8 protein-coding genes are annotated in these 14115 nt (G+C 64.2%); 3 read left to right on the forward strand and 5 right to left on the reverse strand.

Features of this window, described 5'->3' with window-relative positions; genetic code table 11:
- Positions 1-55: 55 nt before the first annotated feature.
- Complete coding sequence (locus tag DMX11_RS01480; RefSeq protein ID WP_110742750.1) at positions 56-3205, reverse strand: transglycosylase domain-containing protein; 3150 nt, start codon at positions 3203-3205, stop codon at positions 56-58.
- A 368-nt stretch (positions 3206-3573) separates the two neighbouring features.
- Here DMX11_RS01480 and DMX11_RS01485 point away from each other — a divergent pair, with 368 nt between their 5' ends.
- Positions 3574-4992 carry an amino acid permease gene (locus tag DMX11_RS01485; RefSeq protein WP_110742752.1) on the forward strand — a complete coding sequence of 473 codons (1419 nt, stop codon included), beginning with the start codon at positions 3574-3576 and terminating at the stop codon, positions 4990-4992.
- Positions 4993-5032: 40 nt separating this feature from the next.
- On the opposite strand, the gene DMX11_RS01490 is transcribed toward DMX11_RS01485, so the two are convergent.
- Positions 5033-6652 carry an FMN-binding glutamate synthase family protein gene (locus DMX11_RS01490; RefSeq protein ID WP_110742754.1) on the reverse strand — a complete coding sequence of 540 codons (1620 nt, stop codon included), beginning with the start codon at positions 6650-6652 and terminating at the stop codon, positions 5033-5035.
- Between the two features lie 160 nt (positions 6653-6812).
- Positions 6813-11087 carry a DEAD/DEAH box helicase gene (locus tag DMX11_RS01495; protein ID WP_110742755.1) on the reverse strand — a complete coding sequence of 1425 codons (4275 nt, stop codon included), beginning with the start codon at positions 11085-11087 and terminating at the stop codon, positions 6813-6815.
- 163 nt (positions 11088-11250) lie between these two features.
- Here DMX11_RS01495 and DMX11_RS01500 point away from each other — a divergent pair, with 163 nt between their 5' ends.
- Positions 11251-11664 carry an NUDIX domain-containing protein gene (locus DMX11_RS01500; protein ID WP_110742757.1) on the forward strand — a complete coding sequence of 138 codons (414 nt, stop codon included), beginning with the start codon at positions 11251-11253 and terminating at the stop codon, positions 11662-11664.
- Here DMX11_RS01500 and metR read toward each other — a convergent pair.
- Positions 11648-12565, reverse strand: a complete 918-nt coding sequence (gene metR / locus DMX11_RS01505; protein WP_110742758.1) for a transcriptional regulator MetR — start codon at positions 12563-12565, stop codon at positions 11648-11650. The genes DMX11_RS01500 and metR overlap by 17 nt on opposite strands.
- Positions 12566-12761: 196 nt before the next feature.
- Here metR and DMX11_RS01510 point away from each other — a divergent pair, with 196 nt between their 5' ends.
- The gene (locus DMX11_RS01510; protein WP_110742760.1) at positions 12762-13757 is read left to right on the forward strand and encodes an alpha/beta fold hydrolase; all 996 of its coding nucleotides are present in this window, start codon (positions 12762-12764) and stop codon (positions 13755-13757) included.
- A gap of 18 nt (positions 13758-13775) precedes the next feature.
- On the opposite strand, the gene DMX11_RS01515 is transcribed toward DMX11_RS01510, so the two are convergent.
- Positions 13776-14111, reverse strand: a complete 336-nt coding sequence (locus DMX11_RS01515) for a GlpM family protein (protein ID WP_110742762.1) — start codon at positions 14109-14111, stop codon at positions 13776-13778.
- Positions 14112-14115: the final 4 nt, after the last annotated feature.

Genomic DNA, 14115 nt, shown 5'->3' on the forward strand with positions numbered 1-14115 from the left:
AGATATTACTCAAGATATATCTAAAGACTAGCCCTCAATTGCCGATGATTATCATCTAGTTATTCGATGTAACCCCTTTTGCCGTTGCCGGGGTAAGCGCCACTTCTGGCGGCTTGCACTCATTCGGGTTGCCCGGCTGCAAGTACGGCATCAGGATCGGCGCCATCCCCTTGAGCACCTGTACCGGTAGCGCCGAGGTGAATTTGAACGCTTCCGCCGAGCGCCCCGGGACGAACGCGGTCAGCGTGCCGAAGTGGTTGTCGCCGAGGAAGAACACGAACGTTGCGGTACGGTTGAGCGAACGCGAGCCGATCAGGCGCCCGCCAGCACCAAAGCTTTCGATGCGGTTGTCACCAGTACCGGTCTTGCCACCCATTACCAGAGGCGTGCCGTCCTGCAACTTGAAGCTGCCAGAAATACGCCGCGCGGTACCGGCATCGACCACTTGCGACATGGCCCCTTTGAGCGCCCGCGCCACTTCCACCGGCAGAATCCGCACGCCCCGGTCCGGGTCGGTGATGAGCTTGGTTTCGTAGGGGGTGTTGGCAGCAAAGTGCAGGGTATCGATACGCAGGGTCGGCAGGCGGACGCCGTCGTTCTGAATGATCCCGACCAGTTCGGAGAGGGCGGCGGGGCGGTCGCCGGAACTGCCGATGGCGGTAGCCAGCGAAGGCACCAGGTGGTCGAACGGGTAGCCTACTCGCTTCCAGCGCTGGTGGATGTCGAGGAACGCTTCGATCTCGACCATGGTGCGGATGCGGCTGTCACGGGCGCCCTGGTGGCGGCTCTTGAACAGCCAGCCATACACCTCCTGGCGCTCGAAACGGCTGGCGTTGACCATTTCGCTCAGGGTCGAACTCGGGTTCTTCAGCAGGTAGCCGAGCAGCCACAGGTCCAGCGGGTGGACCTTAGCGATGTAGCCCTGGTCGGGCAAGTCGTACTTGCCCGGACCGTAGGCCTCGTACATCTCCGACAGGCGGCCGTCGGTCAGTTTGCCCAGGGCAACCTTGTCACCCTTGATATGGGCACGGACGAAGGCATTGAAGGTTTCCTGGCCCGCCTCCGGGAACAGGTACCGGTGCACTGCCGCCAGCCGCTGCGGCGTCACGCGCATGCTGTCGAGGAAGGTATCCAGGCGTTGCTGGGAAGTCTTGCGCTGGTATTTCTTCCAGAAACGCATCAGGTAGTTGGTGCCTTCCTTGTCGGCGAACCGGGCCAGGTATTCCTGGCGGCGTGGGTCGGCGTCATCCTTCAGCAGCGGCACACGGTTGTACGGCTGCTGGTAGGTCACGTAGCGCACCAGGTCGCGCATCAGGCGGATGAACGGCAGGTTGATCGACTCGCGCAAGGCGTCCTTGAGGGTCGGGTTGCGGCTGTTGTCTTCCTTGCGGAAGTTGTTGAACACGTGCATGCCGCCGCCCGTGAAGAACGCCTCGCCGGTGTTGGCCGAGTACTTGCGTTCCAGCGCGGCATCCAGCATGGCATCCAGGCTTTGGTTCTTGCTGTTCTGCGTCAGCCATTCCAGCGACCACTGGGTGATGCGGTCGAGCTCGGCGACCTCGACTTTCTTCAGCTCGGCGGCCGGCTTGCCGGCGTACTTGTCATGCAGTTCAGCGATGATCTCCAGGTAAGTGGTAAGTACCCGCAGTTTGGCGGTCGAGCCCAGTTCCAGCTTGCTGCCTTCGTTGATGTCGAAGGGCTGGTTGGTGCTGTCAGTCTGCACGCGCACCCGCGAGCCGTCGGCGGTGCGTTCGAACAGGGTGAAGCTGTAGCTCACCTGGTCGGTCGTCTTGGCGGTGAGCAGGCGTTCGCCGATCAGGCCGATCTGCGCTGCGAAGGCCGGATCTGCCAGGTTTTTCAGGTACTGGCTGACCTGCAATTGCAGGTCGGCCTGCAACGTACTGGTGGCCGACACGTCGAGTCGGTCCAGGTCGTACAGCGGGCGGTTGAGCATGGCTGCCAGGCGGTTTCGCGCCAGGCTGATGCCTTTGTTGGTGACGATCGGCACGATGGTCGGCTGTGCGACCCAGTCGCGGTACACCGCCTTGCTGGCCAGTGCGGCGTCGGCCAGCGGTTGCTCGATGACCTTGTTGGCGGCGAGCACGCGGATGTGCGCGTCGGTCAGTTCGGCCAGCTCGACCCGGCCCTTGGACAGGTAGTGTGAGGGGCGGCGTTGGGCAATCATCAGCGACAGCACCTGGCGCAGGGCCAGGCCGCGTGCGGCCATGCTTTGCGGGTCGCTGGCGGTGGAGGTCAGGGCCTGGTTGACCTGGTCGAAGTCGGCGCCGTACCACACCCGCAAGCCCTCGGCCATGCCATGCACTTCACCATGCCCAGGCACGGCCGACAGCGGCACGCTGTTGAGGTAGTCACGCACGATACGCTGGCGCGCCTCGGTGGTGTCGGGGCCGCCCTGATAGGCCCGCACGCTGGCAGAAATCATCTGGCGGATTTTCTCGGCGCCCGACACGGTCAGGCCGTCCGGTGAGTGGCGATACTTTTCCAGCTGCGTGGCCAGCGTGCTGCCGCCGGCTGACTGCCCGGGCAGCGCCAGGTACTTGGCTATCTGGCTGTAGGCGGCCTTGGCAAAGCGCGGCCAGTCCACCGCCGGGTTGTTGCGTGGGTCTTTGGTATCGAGCAGGTCGCGGTTCTCGATGAACAGCAGGCTGTTGACCATCACCGGCGGGATTGCCGCAAAGTCTGGGTACAGGTGCTGCGGGTAGTTGTACTGGTACAGCATGTCGCCGCGGCAGTCGGTGATCGACAGGCCGGCCTGGATCTTTTCGATATAGGGCGCGAACAGCCCATGATCGACGTAGTTCATCAACGCCGGCGAGAACTTCACCTGCTCGCTTATGAGGTAGTCGCGTTTAAGCAGGCGCGGCAGGAATTCGCCCAGGGCGCTGTAACCCAGGCGCTTGTCGAAAGGCCCGTCACCGGGGTAGACGATGGCATCGCTGGGGCCTGGTTGCAGCGAATAGGTCAGCGTGCTGGCCAGTTTGCTGAATTCGCGCGATTGCAGCTCCGAGGTGCGGAACTCGTCATAGGCGGCGAAGCCGACGGCCACCAGTGCGACCAGCAGGATAAGGATGATCAGCCGCCACCACAGCCGACGTTGACGAGGGGACTTCGGTTGTGGCGTCTCGGCCGGAGGTATCTCGGGTGCTTCCGTTCTGCTTGGTTCCGATTGCCACAGTGCGCCCATAGTCTTCTATCCGGCCAGGTGTTTTCGTCTTGCTTGCCTGAAGCTTAGACGTTGAGCGGGTAGGGTGAAAAATTTGTCGGAAGTGAAGAAACGCGGTGTAGGGCTATGCGGCTTTGGTGAGGGTTCCATCATCGGTGGATGTTGCCAGGGCGGCGCGGTCCCGGAGAACTCGCTGATTATTCCTGTATATACAGCGAAAATCCCTGCAACGGTCTTCCTATACTGCTGGCCCCCTTCGCCTTGCCGGGCGCTCTAGCCCGGCACACGGGCCGGCCCACAAGGCAGGCCTGGCAAGCCAACGCCACGCCTATCGGCAGGGCCGCTGCTGCACGAAGGTCAATCCAATAACAAAATGAGGTTGTATTGCTATGCCAGTCGGCAACCACCCTGCCCACGGCCATGCCACTGAAGGCGGCCCGCTCAAGCGCGAACTGGGCGAACGGCACATTCGTCTGATGGCGCTGGGCGCCTGTATCGGTGTCGGTCTTTTCCTCGGTTCGGCCAAGGCCATCGAAATGGCCGGCCCGGCCATCATGCTGTCCTACATCATCGGCGGCCTGGCCATTCTGGTGATCATGCGCGCCCTTGGCGAAATGGCCGTGCACAACCCTGTCGCCGGCTCGTTCAGCCGTTATGCCCAGGACTACCTCGGCCCGCTGGCGGGTTTCCTCACCGGCTGGAACTACTGGTTCCTGTGGCTGGTTACCTGTGTTGCCGAAATTACTGCGGTGGCCATCTACATGGGCATCTGGTTCCCCGACGTACCACGCTGGATCTGGGCCTTGGCGGCGCTGGGCAGCATGGGGGCGGTCAACCTGGTGGCGGTGAAGGCCTTCGGTGAGTTCGAGTTCTGGTTTGCCCTGATCAAGATCGTCACCATCATCGCCATGGTCCTCGGCGGCATCGGCATCATTGCTTTTGGCTTTGGCAATGACGGTGTGGCAGTGGGGATCTCCAACCTGTGGAGCAACGGCGGCTTCATGCCCAATGGCGTGACCGGGGTACTGATGTCGCTGCAGATGGTGATGTTCGCCTATCTGGGCGTGGAAATGATTGGCCTGACCGCCGGTGAGGCGCGCAACCCTCAAAAGACCATTCCCCAGGCAATCGGCTCGGTGTTCTGGCGCATCCTGCTGTTCTACGTGGGGGCGCTGTTCGTGATCCTGTCGATCTACCCGTGGAACGAAATCGGCAGCCAAGGCAGCCCGTTCGTCATGACATTCGAGCGCCTCGGCATCAAGACCGCTGCCGGCATCATCAACTTCGTGGTCATCACTGCGGCACTGTCGTCGTGCAACGGCGGTATCTTCAGCACCGGGCGCATGCTCTACAGCCTGGCGCAGAACGGCCAGGCGCCAGCGGCCTTCGCCCGTACCTCGAAGAACGGCGTCCCACGCAATGCGCTGCTGCTGTCGATCGGCGCGCTGCTGCTGGGCGTGCTGGCCAACTACCTGGTGCCCGAGAAGGTGTTCGTCTGGGTAACCTCGATCGCCACCTTCGGTGCGATCTGGACCTGGGTGATGATCCTGCTGGCGCAGTTGAAATTCCGTGCCAGCCTCACCGTTGCCGAGCGCAAGGGGCTGAAGTACCGCATGTGGCTGTGGCCGCTGAGCTCGTACCTGGCCCTGGCCTTCCTGGTGCTGGTGGTTGGCCTGATGGCCTACTTCGAGGATACCCGGGTGGCGCTGTATATCGGCCCGGCCTTCCTGGTGCTGTTGACGGTGCTGTATTACACCTTCCGCCTGGCGCCGAAAGAGGTGCAGGGAGTGGCCAGTAGCGCTTCCTGATGTGACATAGCCGGGGCCGTTTTGCGGCCCCGGCGCCCTGTCAGGCCGCCACCTCACTGTGCGGCTCAAAGCTGTCCGCCCGCGCCAGTTGCCACATTCGCGAATAGAACTGGCCATTCACTTCGCCGGTCAGCAACTCACCCGGCTTCAAGAACACATGCATCTGCGAGAACAGCTTGATCTCGGTCGCCGAGATGCGCCGCACCAAGTGCTTGGCCTCCAGTTGTGCCGGGTGCTCCAGGCCCGCGGCGGCAAGCATTTCTGCCAGGGCCCGCAAGGTGTTGTGGTGGAAGTTCAACACCCGTTGTGCCTTGTCCGGCACCACCAGCGCACGCTGGCGCAACGGGTCTTGTGTGGCTACGCCGGTCGGGCACTTGTTGGTATGGCAGCTCTGCGACTGGATACAGCCGATGGCGAACATGAAGCCGCGCGCCGAGTTGGCCCAGTCGGCACCAATGGCCAGCACGCTGGCGATGTCGAACGCGCTGACGATCTTGCCGCTGGCGCCCAGCTTGATCTTGTCCCGCAGGTTCAGCCCGACCAGGGTGTTGTGCACGAACAGCAGTCCTTCACGCAGCGGCACGCCGATATGGTCGGTGAACTCCACAGGCGCCGCACCGGTGCCGCCTTCCTTGCCATCGACGACGATGAAATCTGGCAGGATGCCGGTTTCCAGCATGGCCTTGGCGATGCCCATGAACTCCCACGGGTGGCCCAGGCAGAACTTGAAGCCCACCGGCTTGCCGCCGGACAGCTCACGCAGCTGGGCAATGAATTGCATCATCTCGATGGGGGTGGAGAAGGCGCTGTGGCGTGATGGCGAGATGCAGTCTTCGCCCATCAGCACGCCACGGGTTTCGGCAATTTCCCGGGTGACCTTGTGCTTGGGCAGGATGCCGCCATGGCCGGGCTTGGCGCCCTGGCTCATCTTGATCTCGATCATGCGTACCTGCGGGGTGCGCGCCTGGGCGGCGAAGCGCTCTGGGTCGAAGCGCCCGTCTGGCGTGCGGCAACCGAAGTAGCCGCTGCCCAGCTCCCAGACCAGGTCACCACCGTGTTCGCGGTGGTACGGGCTGATGCTGCCCTCGCCGGTGTCATGGTGGAAATTGCCCAGCTTTGCGCCCTGGTTGAGCGCGCGGATGGCATTGGCGCTGAGCGAGCCGAAGCTCATTGCCGAGATATTGAAGATCGACGCTGAATACGGCTGGCTGCACTGTGGCCCGCCGACCACAATACGGAAGCTGGATGGGTCGGCCAGGGGCGCCGGGCGCATGGAGTGGCCGATGAACTCGAAGCCCGACTCGTACACGTCGATCAGGGTGCCGAACGGTTTGTCCGAGGCTTCGTTCTTGGCCCGGGCATACACCAGCGAGCGCTGCGCGCGGGAAAATGGCAGGGCGTCGCTGTCCGACTCCAGCAGGTACTGGCGAATTTCCGGGCGAATGGCCTCGACCAGGTAGCGGATGTTGCCCAGGATCGGGTAGTTGCGGCGTACCGCGTGGCGCTGCTGCAACAGGTCGAACAGGCCTAGCAGGCTGAGAATTCCGGTGGTCAGGGTAAACGGCCATAGCCACTCGTGGTGGCTGAAGGGCAGGCTCGCCAGGGTGAACAGAACACAGGCGGCGAAGAAGGCATAGCGGCTGAGAAGTGACAGGCTCATACGGGGTCCTTGCGATGGCGCGGTCAGGCTCAGGGCCTGGAGGCAAACCCCGACCATAGCCAAGTTGCCGGGCCCTGCAAATTAAAATCGGGGTAGCGAAAATCATTCTCGAGTCGAGCGCGATTTGCCTGGCCGGGGCGCATACCCAGCACGAACGGCTTTACCCAGGGCTGCGTAGCAGCTTCTGCCGCCAGCGCTCCTGCTCTTGTGCTAGTGCCTCGACCAAGTACGCGTAGCGCCCCGCCACCCGCACCGCCACCGGCACCCCATCGCGATACAGCAGGCGATTGCCACTTACCGCCGGCACCTTCGCCCCGGGCAGCAACGACCCGATCAGGTTCAGCGGGTCACTGGCGCTCACCACCAGCAGCGTGCCGTCCACTTCCCGCCGCCGCACTTGCCGCAGCAAACCCACGGCTTCCGGCAAGGCGAACTGTTCACCGGCCAACCCGGCAATGAAGCGCCCGCCCCGGATTTCGCCACGCGCCTCCAGCCGGTGATAGCAGCGCAGCAGTTCACGCCACGGCGGCAGCACGTCACTCTCGCGCTCCAGCAGCCGCCAGCAAACCACGCCATAACGCCGTAGCAGGGTGTGGGCGATATGCTCAAGGCGCTGGCTGTCGTCCACTGTGCCTTTGCGCAGCAATGCCCAGCGTCCGGCATGGGACATGCTGCTGGACAACGGCGCATGACCGCGTCGGCTGTTGCGTGACGCGCGTTTTGCCGCCGGGGTAATCAGGCTGCGCAGGCCAGTGAAGCTGTCGGCGCCTACAAGGCCAGCACCGACCAGTTCCTGCAAAGCTATTTCCAGTTCGCTGGGTAGCAGGTGTGCATCATGTGTCAGTTCGTCAAAGAACAAGGCGCCCTGTGTTTGCAGCACGTCGTGCACGCGTTGCGCACGCGGCCCCAGGCGTTCCGGGGAGGGTGCAGGCGCAAGGCTGCGCCACAGGCTCAGATGCTCACGCGCAAGCAGCACCAGCGGGGTGCTCGACAAGGTATTGCTCGACACGGTGGTGGCCAGCCGGCTCCAGGCGAATTGCCCACTGCGGCAGGCATCATCCAGCCACTGCGGGCTGTAGTCTTTGATACGCGCCGGCAGCAGCTCGGCCTCCCAGGCCCCCGCCGCACTGGGGAAACCCTGTAACTGGCCCAGCACTTCGGTCACTGCTTGTGGCCCACGAAGGCGCTCTTCAGGCGCCAGGTGCTGCCAGTCGAACAGAAAGCGCATGAAGTCCTGCAGACTGACCGGTTCGATCTCGCGGCGCAGGCGCTTCACCGTGTAGCGGTGGATGCGCGCCAGCAAATGGCGCTCGCACCATTGCAGTTCGTCGGCACCAGGGCTGAAATACCCGCGCAGCAGATAACCTTCGGCTTCCAGCAGGGCCAGGGCCTGTTCGATTTTCACTGCGGCCAGGCCCAACGGGGCCGCAATCTGGGCTTGGGTCTGCGGCCCGTAGCCACTCAGGCGGGCACGCAACAGTTCGCTCAGGGCAGTATCGGGGGCGATGACCAGATCGAAGCCGGGGAGTAGTTCCAGCACCGGTTCCAGACGCGCTGCTGGGTAAAGTGCCAGCATCAGGTTCAGGCGCTCACGGGCCAACCAGAGTTTTTCATCGGCCAGGCGCATGGCCCGCCCGGCCTTGGCCAGTTGCCGTAGCAGCAGATCCCAGCCGGGGTTGGCCTCGACCTCTGCCTGGCTGATGGCGCCCAGGCCCATCAGGGCTTCGTGCATTTCGTCGGCGTTGCCCGGCTGCGGCCAGGCCTCGGCCGTGACGGCGGCAATGGCATCGACGTCCAGGGCGCCGAGGTCGTCGCCGCTTTGCACCTCGCTCCAGCGCCGGTTCAGCACCGCCTGGGTACGCCGCTCTTCCAGTGGCGCATCGTCGAGAAACGCATATGGCCGGGCGTTCAGAATCGCCGCAGCCAGTGGCGAAGGGGCGGGCAGGTCGCGGCACAGCAGGCGCACCGCACCGCTTTCCATGCGCCGCAACAGTGCCAGCCAGCCTTCGCTGTCCATCGCCTCGTGCAGGCAGTCGTCGAGGGTTTGCTCGACCAGTGGGTGATCGGGGATTTGCCGTTCGCCTACGATATTTTCCAGGCAGGCGATCTGGTCGGGAAACACGGCCGCTACCAGGTCTTCGCTTTTCATTCGCTGTATTTGTGGCGCCACCTTGCGTCCACCTACAAAGCGCGGCAGGGCCATGGCCACACCGGCGTTCCAGCGCCAGCGCACGCCAAACAGCGGCGCGTCCAGCACTGCCTGGATCAGGATTGGCTCGGCGCTGCGGCTGTTCAGGTAGCGCCATACTTCATCGAGCTCGAAGCTATGGCTGGTCGACAGCGACAACACGATGGCGTCCTCGCTGGCGGCCGCCTGCAACTCAAAGTTGAAGGTGCGGCAGAAGCGTTTGCGCAGCGCCAGGCCCCAGGCGCGGTTGATACGGCTGCCATAGGGCGAATGGATGATCAGCTGGGTGCCACCGGACTCGTCGAAAAAACGCTCCATCACCAGCGTGTCCTGCGAGGGCAGGGCGCCGAGCACTTCGCGGGTGCGAGCCAGGTAGTCAAGCAACTGGGCGGCGCTGTCTTCGCCCAGTTCGAACGTGCCTTGCAACCATGCCAGTACCTCGGCGACGTCACCGCCGGCCTGCGTCAGCTGGCGGTCGATACAGGCTTGCAGCCGCGCCACGGCGGCCGACAGCTCATCACTGCGCCCCGGTGCTTCGCCCAGCCAGAATGGAATGGTGGGCGGTAGGCCATGAGCATCCTCCACCCGTACCCGGCCCGGTTCGACGCGCACGATGCGATACGAAGCATTGCCCAGCTGGAAGATATCGCCAGCGATGCTCTCCACTGCAAAGTCTTCATTGACGCTGCCGATGTTCAGCGCCTGCGGTTCCAGCAGCACGCTGTAGTCGGCATTGTCGGGGATGGTGCCGCCGCTGGTCAGCGCGGTCAGCTGGCTGCCCCGGCGGCCTCGCAGGGTGCCGCTCACCGCATCGCGGTGCAGGTAGGCACTGCGTACGCCCTGACGGCCGTTGTAACCCTCGGCCAGCATGCGCAGCAGGGCCTGGTAGTGTTGCAGGTCGAGTTCGGCGTAGGGCGTGGCTTGGCGCAGGCAATCGAACAGGGCCTGCTCGTGCCACGCTTGGTTGCTGGCTTCGGCAACGATTTGCTGGGCCAGTACGTCCAGCGGTGCCCGGGGGATGTGCAGCTCGTCCAGCTCGCCCCGGCGCACGCAGTCGAGCAGCGCCACGCATTCGATCAGGTCATCGCGTGAGGTGGGGAACAAGCGCCCCTTGGGTACGCCATCGACCTGGTGGCCCGCGCGACCCACTCTTTGCAGGAATGCGGCAATCGAGCCCGGTGAGGCGATCTGGCAAACCAGGTCGACGTCGCCGATGTCGATGCCCAGTTCCAGTGATGCGGTGGCCACCAGCACTTGCAGCTGGCCGCGCTTCAGTCGCTGCTCGGCATCCAGACGCAGCTCCTTGGACAGGCTGCCATGGTGCGCGGCCACTGCCGTTTGGCCCAGGCGGTCGCTGAGGTGTCGGGTGATACGCTCAGCCAGGCGCCGGGTGTTGACGAATACCAAGGTGGTGCGATGTTCACGGGCCAGGCTGGCCAGGCGGTCGTAGACCAGGCCCCAGACATCGGTGGCCATCACTGCGCCCAAGGGTACCGGGGGTACTTCGATGGCCAGGTCGCGCTGGCGCGCATGGCCCACGTCGACGATGGCGCAGGGGCGCCCGCTGCCGACCAGGAACTGCGCAACCCGCTCGACCGGGCGTTGCGTGGCGGACAGGCCGATACGCCGTAGCGGCCGGTCGCACAGTGCTTGCAGGCGCTCCAGGGTGAGCGCCAGGTGGCAGCCGCGCTTGTTGCCGGCCAAGGCATGGATTTCGTCGACGATCACGGTGTGTACGCTGCGCAGGCCTTCGCGGCCAGAGGCCGAGCCCATCAGCACATACAGCGATTCTGGGGTGGTCACCAGAATGTGCGGGGCCTGCTTGCGCATGGCGGCACGTTCTTTCTGCGGGGTGTCGCCGGTGCGCACGGCGGTGGTGATGCGTGGGGCGCTCAGGCCTTGGTCTGCGAGGGCCTGACTGATGCCTTCGAGTGGGGCCTGCAGGTTCAGGCGGATGTCGTTGGACAGCGCCTTCAGCGGTGAAACGTAGATCACCTGAGTGCGCGCGGGCAGCTCGGCCTGCTGCTCCAGGCCTTGGCGGAACAGTTCGTCGAGCACCGCGAGGAACGCGCTGAGGGTTTTGCCCGAACCGGTTGGGGCGGCCAGCAGCATCGACTGGCCGGCATGGATCAACGGCCAGGCCTGGGCCTGGGCAGCGGTGACCGTGGCGAAGTGGCGGCGGAACCAGGTGCTTACAGCGGGGTGGAACAGCTCGAGCACCGGGTGGTGTTTGGCGGGCAGGTTCATGAGTTGGTTATGGAGGGGCGTGGTCCCTTTGGCAAGGGGCCGTTCGTCTGGCAGGCCCGCCAAAGCCTGTGCTGGCGAAAGGGAAGGCACAGCAAACAGCGGTCTTGTCAGGGCAGTGACCCCATGGGATCCTCCCCAGCCAATTTTTCACCGAGCCCAGCACATGGCTAACACCATCCGCATCGCCGCCGCCCTGCTGATCGACCCGCAGGGCCGCACCTTGCTGGTACGCAAACGGGGCACCGAAGCCTTCATGCAGCCCGGCGGCAAGATCGATGCCGGCGAAACACCGGTCCAGGCACTTGTGCGCGAACTGCACGAGGAACTGGGCTTGCACATCGACCCGGCCCAGGCAGTGCACCTAGGCCAGTTCAGCGCCCCGGCCGCCAACGAACCTGGCTTCGAGGTACAAGCCGAACTGTTTCGTGTCGACAGCGCGGCTGCGGTCGTCCCGGCTGCGGAGATCGAAGAGGTGGTATGGCTGGCTGCCGATCAGGCGCCAGCGATGCAGCTGGCACCGCTGACCCGTGACCTTATCCTGCCGCTGTATCGCCAGGGGGTCAGCGTACCGCGCTGACGCCGTCCAGGGTGGCGAACGAGGTGTCTTTGGCGGTCAGCAGGAAGTCGCGCATGTACGGGGCATCGAGCATGTCGGTGCGCACGGCAGCATAAAGCGTGGCGAACAGCCCTTTCTCCCCCAGGCGCTTGCCTTTCACATAGCCACGCGAGCTGTACTCGTGCAGCGCCCAGTGCGGCATGCCGCATACGCCCCGGCCGCTGGCCACCAGTTGCATCATCATTACCGTCAGTTCCGACGTGCGCACGGCGGCCGGCTCGATGTCGGCCGGCTCCAGGAAGCGGGTGAAGATATCCAGGCGGTCACGCTCCACCGGGTAGGTGATCAGCGTCTGGTCAAGCAGGTCCTGCGGCACCACGTAGGGCTTGCTGGCCAACGGGTGCTGGTTGGCGACCGCCAGCATCGCCTCGTAAGTGAACAGCGGGACATACGTGATGCCAGCCAGGTCCAGCGGATCGGAAGTCACCACCAGGTCCAGGTCGCCGCGGGCCAGTGCCGGCAGCGGAGCAAAGGCAAAGCCGGACGCCAGGTCCAACTCCACTTCTGGCCAGGCATCGCGGAACTGGTCGATGGTCGGCATCAGCCATTGGAAGCAACTGTGGCATTCGATGGCCATGTGCAGGCGCCCGGCAGTGCCGCCGGCCAGGCGCGCAATGTCGCGCTCGGCGCCGCGCAGCAGCGGCAGGGTGGCATCGGCCAGTTGCAGCAGGCGTAGCCCTGCGCTGGTAAAGCGGATCGGCTTGGTCTTGCGGACGAACAGCGGCAGGCCCAGACGCTCTTCCAGCTCCTTGAACTGGTGCGACAGCGCCGACTGAGTCAGGTGCAGGCGCTCGGCGGCCTCCACCAGGCTATCGGCCTCGCGCAGGGCATGAAGGGTTTTCAGGTGGCGGATCTCCAGCACGGCTGACTCCGGGGCTCAAATATGAGTAAACAGGGGATGAGTTGAGTTTCCCTCATGTTGGCGCTGCTGTCGACTGGACTATCGGCCGCACCGTCTGGCGGCAGTCATGAAAATGTCACCGAACTGTGGCAGCGCGCCCGAACAGAATTCATCAGACTCGCGCTCTACTGGGGATCTGCATTCTGGTGTTTCTTTCATGCGGGCTTTTTGGCTTTTTCTGTTCTTCCTGTTGAGTGTGCCGGCGAGTTTTGCCGAACAGCGCTGTGACGCCCATGTGCCGGTGCAGCGTGCCGAACTCGGTGCCATCAGCCTGGTGTACCAGAGCGTCGGCGCGCCGCGCGATCCGGCCTTGCTGCTGGTGATGGGCCTGGGCGGGCAGCTTATCCATTGGCCGGACGATGTAGTCGAAGCATTGTGCCAGCAAGGTTTTCGAGTGATCCGCTATGACAACCGCGATGTCGGCCTGTCGCGCTGGAACCAGATGCCGCCGTCGGCCAACCTCACGGTCGAGCTGCTGCGCTACAAGCTGGGCTTGCCCGTGGCAGCACCTTATACCCTGACCGACATGGCCGATGACGGCTTGCGCCTGATGGATGCATTGGGTGTGCGCCAGTTTCATGTGCTGGGCGTGAGCATGGGCGGCATGATTGCCCAGCACCTGGCGGCGATGGCGCCCGAGCGCGTGCGCAGCCTGACACTGGTCATGTCCAGCTCAGGGGCCGCGGGGTTGCCGGCTCCGGACCCGGCGCTGGTGCAGTTGCTGGCCCGGCGCAGCGCGCCGAACCGTGAGGTGGCTATCGAGCAACAGGCTGACCTGCTGGCGGCATTGGGCAGCCCCGAGGTGCGGGACGACCGCGCAGTGTTGTTGCAACAGGCGGCGGTGGCATACGACCGCGCATTCAATCCGGACGGGGCCAAGCGCCAGATCATGGCGATACTGGCCGAGCCAAGCCGCGTTGCGTTGCTCGATCAACTGCGGGTACCGACCCTGGTGGTGCACGGTACGGCCGACCCGTTGTTGCCGGTGATGCATGGCGTGCACCTGGCGGCGCATATCCAGGGCAGCCAGCTGCGCCTGATCCCGGGGCTGGCGCACCGCTTCCAGGAGCAGTTCAAGGCGCCGTTGCTGGGGGCCGTGTTGCCTTATTTGCAGGCGCACAGGCAAGAGGTCACGCACATCGCAGGGCTCTGAAACCCGCGCCGATTTCGCTCAGTGCATCCGTACCCACACAGTCACCAGCACGGTCGCTGCCATCAGCCACGCCACCGTGGCCAGCGCCAGCGACGCCTCGAGGCGCATGCGGTCGACCAGCACATACAGGGTCGCCAGGTACACGAAGTACGGAATGATCGACCACATGCCAAACAGGATGGTGGTCTTCAGGTCGGCGATGCTGCGCCCCTTGCCGACGATGTAGTGGGCGATCAGGGCGAAGGTGGGAAACAGCGGTACCAGCCCGGCGATGTAATAGTTGCGTGTCTTCGACAGCACTGCCAGCAGCACGACTACGCCAGCCCCAAGGGCGGCTTTGAATACCAGGTCCACGTTG

Origin of the sequence: Pseudomonas sp. LB-090624, from assembly GCF_003205205.1 — a bacterium.
GTDB lineage: Bacteria > Pseudomonadota > Gammaproteobacteria > Pseudomonadales > Pseudomonadaceae > Aquipseudomonas.

Coding starts and splice junctions, on each gene's coding strand:
- DMX11_RS01500 (WP_110742757.1), top strand. CDS start 11,251: ATGGCTAACACCATCCGCATCGCCGCCGCCCTGCTGATCGACCCGCAG.
- DMX11_RS01480 (WP_110742750.1), bottom strand. CDS start 3,205: ATGGGCGCACTGTGGCAATCGGAACCAAGCAGAACGGAAGCACCCGAG.
- DMX11_RS01485 (WP_110742752.1), top strand. CDS start 3,574: ATGCCAGTCGGCAACCACCCTGCCCACGGCCATGCCACTGAAGGCGGC.
- DMX11_RS01510 (WP_110742760.1), top strand. CDS start 12,762: ATGCGGGCTTTTTGGCTTTTTCTGTTCTTCCTGTTGAGTGTGCCGGCG.
- DMX11_RS01490 (WP_110742754.1), bottom strand. CDS start 6,652: ATGAGCCTGTCACTTCTCAGCCGCTATGCCTTCTTCGCCGCCTGTGTT.
- DMX11_RS01495 (WP_110742755.1), bottom strand. CDS start 11,087: ATGAACCTGCCCGCCAAACACCACCCGGTGCTCGAGCTGTTCCACCCC.